The following is an 11,304-nucleotide window of genomic DNA, read 5'->3' on the forward strand; positions in this document are numbered from 1 at the left end:
GTTTCCCAGTCCCTGTCCTGCGTTCAGGAGATGCCAAGGTCGTTCTCGATGAAGTCGAAGATCTCGTCCGCCGCGGCGGAGTTGATCCGGTCGCTGACGTCGTCCCCGGCGCCGGAGGGCACGCGACCGCCGTCCCAGCGGGCGAGCAGCGCCTTGAGGCGTACGCCGATGCGGTCGCGCCGGGCGTCGTCCTCGGGCAGTTCGTCGAGGGCGGTGTCGAGCCGGTCCAGGTCGGCGAGGACCGCGGCGGCGCCGTCTGCACTGTTCGTCAGCCGGCCACGCAGGTATCCGGCGACCGCGGTCGCGTCGGGCTGGTCGAACAGCAGGGTCGCGGGCAGCGGGAGCCCGGTGGCCGCGCCGAGCCGGTTGCGGAGTTCGACCGCCATGAGGGAGTCGAAGCCGAGGGTGTTGAAGGCCCGGCTCGCGTCCACCTTGTCGGTCGAGGCGTGCCCCAGGACGCCGGCGGCTTGGGTGCGCACCAGGGAGACCAGGGTGCGCACCTGCTCCGCGGGCGGCATCCCGGCGAGCCGGTCCTTCAGTTCACGCGCCGCGTCCGGGCCGCCCGCGGCGGAGTGCGCGGCGGCGAGGTCGCGCAGTTCCGGCAGTTCCGACAGCAGTGGGCTGCGCCGGGCCGAGGTGAAGCCGGGCGCGAAGCGGGCCCAGTCCACATCGGCGACGGCCACGACGGCCTCGCCCCGGGCCACGGCACGTCCGACGGCCTGCGCCGCCCGTGCGGGGGCGAGCGGGGTCATGCCGCTGTGCCGCATGCGCTGTGCGGTGCCGGAGGTCTCCGTGGCCATGCCGCCGCCTGCCCACGGGCCCCAGGCGATCGACGTCGCGGGCAGTCCGGCGGCGCGGCGCTGCTGGGCGATGGCGTCGAGGGAGGCGTTGGCCGCGGCGTAGTTGGCCTGGCCGATGGAGCCGATGGTGCCGGAGACGGAGGAGTACAGGACGAACGCCGACAGGTTCCGGTCCCGGGTGAGTTCGTCGAGGTTGCGTGCCGCGGCCAGCTTCGGCCTGAGCACGGTGTCCAGGCTCGCGGCGTCCAGGGTGTCGATCAGCCGGTCGTCCAGGACGCCGGCGGTGTGCACCACGGCGTCCACGGGGTGCTCGGTGAGCAGCGCGGACAGCGCCTCCCGGTCGGCGACGTCGCAGGCGACGAGGACGAGTTCGGCGTCGGTGCCCGCGAGTGCCTCCCGCAGCCGGTCCGCGCCCTCGGCGTCGCCGCCGGAGCGGCTCGCGACGAGCAGGCGGGTGGCGCCCTGCTCGGCGAGCCAGGCGGCGGTGCGCACGCCGAGCGCGCCGGTGCCGCCGGTGACCAGGACGGTGCCCTTCCAGGAGGTTGCGGGGCCCGGGTCCATCGGCTGTTCGACGCGGACGAGGCGGCGCAGGAAGGTGCCCGAGGGGCGGACCGCCAGCTGGTCCTCACCGTCCGCGGCGGTCAGGGCGGCGCACAGACGTTGTGCCAGGTCGGCGGGGACGGCTGTCGCCGTGTCGGCCGGGAGGTCCACCAGACCGCCCCAGCTCTGCGGGTACTCCAGGGCCGCGGAGCGGCCCAGCCCCCAGACGGCGGCCTGTCCCGGCGTGGCGGGCGCCTCGCCGGGGAGGGCTCCGACGGCGCCCGCGGTCAGGCACCACAGCGGGGCGGTGACGCCGGTCGCGTCCTCGGACAGGGCCTGGACGAGGGCGACGGTGGCGGCGAGACCGGCCGGTGTCGACGAATGTCCGGGCAGCGGGCGTTCGTCGGCGGCCAGCAGCGACAGGACGGCGGTGGGCGGTCCGTCGGCGGCGTCGCGGAGCGCGGCGAGGTCCGCCGCCAGGGTGATGCGGTCGGCGGTGGCGCAGTCGACGGGCAGCCGTGTCACCTGGGCCCCGTGCGCGGCGAGCGCGTCGGCGACCGAGGCGGCCCAGAGGCTGTCTGCGAGATGGTCCGGCACCGGCAGCAGCCAGTGTCCGGTGAGAGCCGCGGAGTTCTGGGCGGGGGCGGGCTGCCACGCGACGCGGTGGTCCCAGCGGAGTTCCTCGTTCCGCTGCTGCCTGCCGTGGCGCCAGGTCGCGAGCGCGGGCAGGACGGCGCTGAGCGGGGCGTCGGCGGCGAGGTCGAGCCGCGTGGCGAGCGCGCCGGGGTCGCCCTGTTCGACCAGGTCCCAGAACGGCGTGTCCTCTCCTTCCACGACCGCGGTCACCGGCTCCAGCCAGTAGCGCTCGCGCTGGAAGGCGTAGGTGGGCAGGCCGACACCGCGGGCGTCGGCGTCGCGCAGCCGTGTCAGGTCCACCCCGTGGCCGCGGACGTGCAAGCGGCCGACGGCGAGAAGGGCGGTGGTCCGCTCGGAGGCGTCGCGCCGCAGCAGGGGCACGGCGTCGGCCGAAGCGGGGTCCGTGAGGCTGTCGCGGACCATGGTGGTGAGCGTGGCGTCGGAGCCGAGTTCGAGGTACGTGGTGACGCCCTCGGCCTCCAGGGTCCGTACCCCGTCGGCGAAGCGCACGGCCTGGCGGACGTGCCGGACCCAGTGGGCCGGTGAGCACAGGTCCTCCGGCGTGGCGACGCCGCCGGTCAGGTTGGTGACCACGGGCACCTCGGGCGGCGCGTAGGCCACGCCTGCCGCGATCTGTTCGAACTCCTCCAGCATGGCGTCCATGCGCGGGGAGTGGAAGGCGTGGCTGACCCGCAGGCGCCGGGTCCGGCGGCCGCGTGCGGCGAAGTCTGCGGCGAGGCGCTCCACGTCGTCGGTGTCACCGGAGAGGACCACGGACGCGGGACCGTTGAGCGCGGCGATCGCGACGCGGTCCTCCAGGCCGGCGAGGAGCGGGAGCACCTCGTCCTCGGTGGCCTCGATCGCGGCCATCGCGCCGCCCTCGGGAAGTGCCTGCATGAGCCGGCCGCGGGCGGCGACGAGCGCGCAGGCGTCCGGCAGCGACAGCACGCCGGCGGCGTGTGCGGCGGTCAGTTCGCCGATCGAGTGGCCCATGAGCAGGTCGGGCGTGACTCCCCAGGACCGTACGAGCGCGTGCGCGGCGGTGCCGAGTGCGAACAGGGAGGCCTGTGTCCAGGCGGTGCGGTCGAGCAGCGCCCCCTCCGGCGTCCCCTCGGCGGCGAAGACCACGTCACGCAGCGGCGGACCGTCCAGGTGTCGGTCCAGTTCCGCGCACACGGCGTCGAAGGCGTCCGCGTACACCGGGTGCGCTTCGTACAACTCCTGTCCCATGCGGGCGCGTTGAGCGCCCTGGCCGCTGAAGAGGAACGCGGTCCTGCCCGCGCCGGCGGCCGCGACGACGGTGTGGTCGGCGGGCCTGTCCTGGGCGACGGCGTCGAGGCCGGCGAGGAGTTCGGTGTGGTCGGCGGCGACGACGACCGCGCGGTGGTCCAGGGTCCGCCGGCCGGCGGCCAGGCTGTGGGCGAGGTCGCGCGGGTCGGGCTCCTCCGCCAGCAGGCTGGTGCGCAGCCGGGCGGCCTGGCCGCGCAGCGCGTCCGGGCTGTGTCCGGAGAGGACGAACACACGGGGTTCGTCCGCGGGCCGGGGCCGCTGCGGCAGCGGTTGTGGCGTGGGCGGTTCCTCCAGGATGACGTGGGCGTTGCTGCCGCTGATGCCGAACGAGGACACGCCGGCGCGGCGGGTCCGGCCCGTTCCGGCGGGCCAGGGGCGCGACGCGGTGAGCAGTTCGACGGTGTCGCCGGACCAGTCGATGTGGGGTGAGGGCTCGTCGGCGTGGAGGGTGCGGGGCAGTTCCTCGTGACGCATGGCCATGACCATCTTGATGACGCCCGCGGCGCCCGCGGCGGCCTGTGTGTGACCGAGGTTGGACTTGACCGACCCGAGGTGCAGCGGCCGGCCTTCGGGCCGCTGCCGTCCGTAGGTGGCGAACAGCGCCTGCGCCTCGATGGGATCGCCGAGACTGGTCCCCGTGCCGTGCGCCTCTACGGCGTCCACGTCGGCCGGGGTGAGGCCGGCGGCCGTCAGGGCCTGCCGGATGACGTTCTGCTGGGCCGGTCCGTTGGGCGCGGTCAGGCCGTTGGAGGCGCCGTCCTGGTTGGTCGCGGAGCCGCGGACGACGGCGAGCACGGGGTGGCCGTTGCGTTCGGCGTCCGAGAGGCGCTCCAGGAGCAGGACGCCGACGCCCTCGGCGAATCCGGTGCCGTCGGCGTCCGCGGAGAACGCCTTGCACCGGCCGTCCGCGGACAGTCCGTTCTGGGCGGTGAACGCGGTGTAGGTGCCGGGGGTGGCCATGACGGTGACACCGCCGGCGAGGGCGAGACCGCACTCCCCCTGCCGCAGCGCCTGGACGCCGAGGTGGAGGGCGACCAGCGCGGAGGAGCAGGCCGTGTCGACGGTCATGGCCGGTCCTTCGAGACCGAAGGTGTAGGCCACGCGCCCCGACAGGACGCTGGCCGCGACCCCGAGCCCGATGTAGCCCTCCAGCCCCTCCGGGATCTCGGAGATCCCGGTGCCATAGCCGGAGCCCATGGCGCCGACGAACACGCCGGTGCGGCTGCCGCGCAGGGTGAGCGGGTCGATGCCGGCCCGCTCGAAGACCTCCCAGGAGCTCTCCAGGAAGAGCCGCTGCTGGGGGTCCATCGCCAGCGCCTCGCGGGGAGAGATGCCGAACAGGGAGGCATCGAAGTGGGCGGCCCCGTAGAGGAATCCGCCTTGCAGGCCGGACAGATGGTCCAGGTCCCAGCCGCGGTCGGCGGGCATGCCCGCGATGGCGTCGCCGCCCTGGGCCAGGAAGGTCCACAGGTCCTCGGGGGAGGCGATGCCTCCGGGGAACTGGCAGGCCATGCCGACGATGGCGACCGGGTCGTCGTCGGTCGCGACGGTTGTCACGGTGGCCGAGTCGACGGCGGTGCCGACGGTGCCGGCGAGTTCCTCCCTGAGGTGGCGGGCGAGGGCCGTGGGCCGCGGGTGGTCGAAGAGCAGGGTGGCGGGCAGCCGCAGTCCCGTCTCGGCGTTGAGGCGGTTGCGCAGGTCGACCGAGGTGAGGGAGTCGAAGCCGAGGTCGTTGAAGGCCTGGTCGGCGCCGACGGCGTTGTCCTCGGCGTATCCGAGGGTGAGGGCGGCGTGCCGCTGCACCAGGGCGAGCAGGAGGCGTTCCTGCTCCGTCTCCGTGAGACCGGCGAGCCGTCCGGCGAAGCCGGGTGTCTCGGCGGTGGCCGTGGCCGCGGTACGCCGGACCGGTGCGGGCGCGAGTCCGTGCAGCAGGAGCGGCAGCCGGCCGGCCGCGGCGGCGGTCCGGAGCGCGGCGGGGTCGACTCGCAGCGGGGCGAGCAGCGCCTCGTCCGTCCGCAGGGCTTCGTCGAACAGGCGCAGGCCGTCCTCGGAGGCGAGGGCGGGCAGGCCGGAGGCGGCTATGCGCTGGAGGTCCTCGTCCCGCAGGCCCCCGGTCATGCCGCTGGCGTCCGCCCACAGGGTCCAGGCGAGCGAGGTCGCGGGCAGGCCCTGGGCGCGTCGGTGGTGGGCCAGCGCGTCGAGGACGGTGTTCGCGGCCGCGTAGCCGGACTGTCCGCCCCCGCCCAGGAGGCCCGCGGCGGAGGAGAACAGGACGAACGCGGTCAGATCGGCGGTGCGGGTGGCTTCGTGCAGGGCGAGGGCGGAGGTGGCCTTCGCTCGCAGGACGCGCGCCAGCCGTTCGGGGGTCTGCGCGTCGAGGACACCGTCGTCGAGGACGCCCGCGGTGTGCACGACACCGCGCAGCGGCAGGTCGGCGGGGACTCCGTCCAGTACGGCGGCCAGTTCCCCGGTGTCGGCGGTGTCGCAGGCCTCGACGCGTACGTGGGCTCCGTGCGCGGTGAGTTCCGCGGTGAGTTCGGCGGCGCCGGGGGCGTCGGGACCGCGCCGTGAGGCGAGGACGAGACTGCGCACCCCGTGGGCCGTCACCAAGTGCCGGGCGACGAGGGCACCCAGGGCGCCCGTTCCGCCCGTGATCAGCACGGTGCTGTCCGGGTCCCAGACGGCCGCCGTGTGCGGAACCTCCCCGTCGGCGCTGTCCTCCGCCGCCGGGGCAGAGGTGGCTGCCCCTATCGCACGAGCCAGGCTCGGGATGAGCAGTTCGCCGTTCCTGAGGGCGAGTTGAGGTGCGCCGGAGGCCACGGCGACCGGCAGGTTCGTGAGGGAGGCAGCAGTGTCGTCGACGTCGACGAGCACCACGCGGCCGGGGTTCTCGCTCTGGGCGGACCGGACCAGGCCCCATACGGCGGCGCCGGCGAGATCGGGCACGTCCTCGTCGGCGCGTGCGGCGACAGCCCGGTGGGTGACGACGACGAGCGGTGCGTCCCCGGCGCGCTCGGCGGCGAGCCAGGTCTGGAGGGTGCCGAGCATGCGCGTGGCGGCCTCGACGGGATCGCCGTCCTGTCCGGCCGGACAGGCCAGGACGACCACCTCGGGGCTCCCGGCGAGTGCGTCCGGCCCGTCGACGCGCGGCCAGGCGGGGTCGAGCGCGACATCCTCACCGGCCACGTACCAGTGGTCGGTGGGCGGGAGCTGCGGAGTGGCGTCGGTGTCGGCGCCGGGGAGGGTGAGGACCACCTTCCCGACGTGCCGGGCCTGGCTGAGGTGCAGGAAGGCGCCCTGCGCCTGCCGTACGTCCCAGGAAGCGACCGGCAACGGCCGCAGCGCGCCGCTGTCGAACAACTCCAGCAGGGCGTCCAGCATCTCCGCGACCCGCTGCTCACCGGCCTCCACCAGGTCGAAGACCCGGTAGAGCACATCGGCGTGCTCCGCGGCCACCTGCGCCGCGTCCCTGACGTCCCGCTTGCCCATCTCCAGGAACGGGCCACCGCGCGGCAGCAGGCGCATCGACGCGTCCACGAACTCACCGACGAGCGAGTTCAGCACCGCGTCCATGCCCCGGCCGCCGGACACGTCCAGGAACCGCTCCACGAAGTCCAGATCGCGTGACGAGGCGATCCGCTCCTGCGGCACTCCCGCTTCCCGCAGCGCCTCCCACTTGCCGGGACTGGCCGTCCCGTACACCTCGGCGCCCAGGTGCCGCGCCAGCTGCACCGCCGCCGAGCCGACGCCGCCGGTCGCGGCATGAACCAGTACCGACTGGCCGGGCCGCACGGACCCGAGGTCGACCAGGGCGTAGTAGGCCGTCAGGAAGACGACCGGCACCGTGGCCGCCTCGATGAACGTCCAGTCGCCGGGAACGCGGGCGATCAGCCGCTCATCGGTGAGGGCCACCGGACCGAACGCGCCGGTGAACATGCCCATCACCCGGTCACCGGGCGCGACGCGCGTCACCTCGGCGCCGACCTCGGTGACCACTCCCGCGCCCTCCAGGCCGAGCGCGCTTCCGTCGCCCTGGACCATGCCGAGCGTGATCAGCACGTCGCGGAAGTTGAGTCCGGCGGCCCGCATCGACACGCGCACGCCGTGCGGTCCCAGCGGTCCCTCGACCTCGGGGCAGGGCACGAGCCTCAGGCTCTCCAGGGTGCCCTTCCCGCCGGTGTCCAGCCGCCAGGCCGTCCGGCCGTCCGGCGGCGGGAGAAGGCCGTCGGCGGGCGAGGTCGCGCGGGACGTCGCGGCGGGGGTCCACTGCACCCGGTACAGCGCCCCGTGCTCGGGTCCCCGTGCCTGCAGTGCCTCGCCCGCGACGGCACGCGAGACGAGTGTGCCGACGGTGGCGACGGGCCGTCCGGTGGCGTCCGCCACCTGGAGGGAGACGCCGCTCGATCCGGAGGGCTCGACCCGGACGCGCAGAGACGTGGCGCCCACGGCGTGCAGGGTCACCCCGCTCCACGCGAACGGCAGACCGACGCCACCGCCGCCGTCGCCCTCCGCGTCGGTCAACTGCGCGTGCAGGGCCGCGTCCAGCAGTGCGGGGTGCAGCCCGTAGCGGGCGGCTTCCTTGTGCTGTGCCTCCGGCAGCTCGACGTCGGCGTACCAGGCGCCGTCGTGGCGCCAGACGGTCTTCAGGCCCTGGAAGACGGGCCCGTACTGGTAGCCGGTGTCCGCGAGGGCCGCGTAGAAGCCGTCGAGCGGCACCGGACGCGCCCCCGGCGGGGGCCAGGCGGTGAGGTCGAAGGACGGTTCGGCGGTGCCCCGGGCCAGGGTCGCGGTGGCGTGCCGGGTCCAGGGCGCGTCCGGGTCGGCGCCCTCGGCCTCTCCTGGGCGGGCGTAGACGGCGATCGTGCGCCGGTCGGAGGAGTCGGGAGGCCCGATGACCATCTGGAGCTGGACGGCCGCCCGCTCCGGAAGGACGAGCGGGGCTTCGAGGGTGAGTTCCTCCAGCAGGTCGCAGCCGGCCTCGTCGCCCGCGCGGAGGGCGAGTTCGACGAAGGCGGTGCCGGGCAGGAGCACGGTGCCGGAGAGGGCGTGGTCGGCGAGCCAGGGCTGGCTGCGGGTGGACAGGCGCCCGGTGAGCAGGATGCGTCCGTCGTCGGCCACGCGTACGACGGCGCTCAGCAGCGGGTGTGCGGCGGTGCCGAGTCCGGCACCGGCGAGGTCGCCGGGGTTCTGGGTGCTCGCGGGCAGCCAGTAGGTGTCGTGCTGGAAGGCGTAGGTGGGCAGGTCGACGGGTGTGCCGGGAGCGGGTCCGAGCAGTCGGGTCCAGTCGACGGCGACACCGTGGGCGAACAGCCCCGCGACCGCGGCGAGCAGCGTCGGCACCTCGCGCCGGTCCTTGTACAGGAGGGGAAGGCAGATGCGTTCGGTGGTGTCGTCGGGCAGGCATTCCTGCGCGAGCGCGACGAGGGTGCTGTCGGGGCCGACTTCGAGGAACCTCGTCACGCCGTGCTCGACGAGCCACGAGATCCCGTCGGCGAAGCGCACCCCCTCACGCAGGTGGCGGACCCAGTAGTCGGGTGAGCCGAGTTCGTCGGCGGTGGCCACGTCGCCCGTGACGTTCGATATGACGGTGATCTGCGGCGGGTGGGCGGTGACCCCGGCGACGACGGACCGGAACTCGTCGAGCACCGGCTCCAGGAGAGCCGAGTGGTAGCCGTTGTCGATGCGCAGGCGGCGGGTGCGCCGGCCCCGGCGGGTGAGTTCTTCGGCCACTGCCTCGACGGCAGCCGCGGATCCGGAGATCACCGTGGCGCGCGCGCCGTTGACGGCGGCGATGGACACCGCTCCCCCGTGCCCGGCCAGGAGCGGGACGACCTCGTCCTCGGCGGCTTCGACGGAGACCATGGCACCGGTCTTGGGCACCGAGTGCGTGAGCCGTCCCCGGGTCGCGACCAGACGGCAGGCGTCCGCCAGCGACCACACGCCGGCGACGTGTGCGACGGACAGCTCACCGAGGGAGTGTCCGATGAGGTACTTGGGCCTGACGCCCCAGGACTCCAGCAGCCGGTACAGAGCCACTTCGACGGCGAACACGGCGGGCTGGAGGATGTCGGAGCGGTCCAGTACGTCGGCACCCTGTGCGCCCTCGAGCACGATGGCCTTCAAGGAGGTACCGAGGAGCGGGTCGAGGTGCTCGCAGCACGCGTCGAAGGCGCGGGCGAAGACGGGGAAGGCGGCGTACAGCTCACGCCCCATGCCGACACGCTGGGTGCCCATGCCGGAGAACAGGAACGCGGTCGTGCCGCGCAGCACCCGGCCGGTGACGACGTCCGGTCCGGGGCGCGCGTCGGGGCCGTCGTCGGCGAGTGCGGCCAGTCCCCGCAGTGCGGCGGCGCGGTCCTCGGCCAGGACGACCGCGCGGTGCTCGAAGGTCTGCCGGGTGGTGACGAGGGCGCGTGCGACGTCGCGGGCATCCGTGCCGGCGGCCGGACCGTCGACGTGCGCGAGGAGCCGGGCGGCCTGTCCGCGCAGTGCGGCGGCGCTGCGCGCGGAGAGGATCCACGGGACGGCGGGCAACGGTGCCGAGGCGTCGGGGGTGACCGCCTCGGTCTCGTCCGCGGCGGTCTCCTCCGCGGCCTCGGCGGACTCCTCGGGGGCCGCTTCGATGACGGCGTGGGCGTTGGTGCCGCTGATGCCGAAGGAGGACACCGCGGCGCGGCGCGGGCGGTCCCCGGTGTCGGGCCAGTCGGCGGGTTCGGTCAGCAGCCGGACGTGGCCCGCCGTCCAGTCGACGTGGGTCGAGGGCTCGGTGATGTGCAGGGTTCGCGGCAGGCGGCCGTGCCGGAGGGCCAGCACCGTCTTGATGACGCTGGCGACACCGGCGGCGGCCTGGGTGTGTCCCAGGTTCGACTTCAGGGAGCCGAGCAGCAGCGGGTTCTCGGCGTCCTTGGCGCGTCCGTACGTGGCGAGGAGTGCCTGGGCCTCGATCGGGTCGCCGAGCGTGGTGCCGGTGCCGTGGGCGTCGACGGCGTCGACGTCGGCCGCGGTCACCCCGGCGTTGAGCAGGGCCTGTTCGATCACGCGCTGCTGGGAGGGGCCGTTGGGGGCGGTCAGGCCGTTGGAGGCGCCGTCCTGGTTGACGGCCGAACCGCGGACCACCGCGAGGACGGGATGACCGTTGCGGCGGGCGTCGGACAGCCGCTCCACCAGCAGCAGTCCGACGCCCTCGGACCAGCCCGTGCCGTCGGCGTCGTCGGAGAACGCCTTGCAGCGGCCGTCGGGGGCGAGGCCACGCTGCCGACTGAACTCGAACAGCAGTCCGGGCGTCGCCATCACGGAGACTCCGCCCGCGATGGCGAGGTCGCATTCGCCGGACCGGAGCGCCTGGACCGCCCAGTGCAGGGCCACCAGCGACGACGAGCACGCGGTGTCGACGGTGACGGCGGGGCCCTCCAGGCCGAGCACGTACGCGATGCGGCCCGAGGCGACTGAGGTGGCGTTGCCCGCCAGCATCAGCCCGTGGACCTCCTCGGGAACCTCCACCGGGCCCTGCCCGTAGCCGGAGCTCGCCGCCCCGACGAACACGCCGGTGGCGCTGCCCCGCAGGCCGGCCGGACGGATCCGGGCCCGTTCCAGGAGTTCCCAGGACGCCTCGAGGAGCAGCCGCTGCTGGGGGTCGGTGGCGAGTGCCTCCCGGGGGCTCATGCCGAAGAACCCGGCGTCGAACGCGCTCGCGTCACGCAGGAAGCCGCCCTCACGGGTGGAGAAGGTGCCCGGGGTGTCGGGGTCGGGGTCGTAGCGGTCCTCGATGTCCCAGCCGCGGTCGTCGGGCAGCGGTCCGATGCCGTCGCCGCCCGCGTCGACCAGCTCCCACAGGTCCTCCGGGGTCTCGATCCCGCCGGAGAATCGGCAGCTCATCGAGACGATCGCGATGGGCTCGCGGCTCTTCTCCTCCACATCGCGCAGCTGGCGACGGGTCTGCCGCAACTCGGCCGTGACCCGCTTGAGGTATTCCACGTACTTGTCGTCGTCAGCCACGTGTGTCACTTCCTTGAACCGGGCGGGCCGGGATGTCGGTTGC

Annotated in this window: 1 protein-coding gene; it reads right to left on the bottom strand. The window is 74.5% G+C overall.

All coding sequences use genetic code 11. The features are described from left to right. Positions 1–23: 23 nt before the first annotated feature. Positions 24–11,261, bottom strand: coding sequence for a type I polyketide synthase (locus tag ACIPTO_RS15735; protein WP_401192160.1), 11,238 nt, complete (start codon positions 11,259–11,261; stop codon positions 24–26). Positions 11,262–11,304: the final 43 nt, after the last annotated feature.

It is taken from the genome of Streptomyces sp. NPDC090083, assembly GCF_044747445.1.
Lineage (GTDB): Bacteria > Actinomycetota > Actinomycetes > Streptomycetales > Streptomycetaceae > Streptomyces.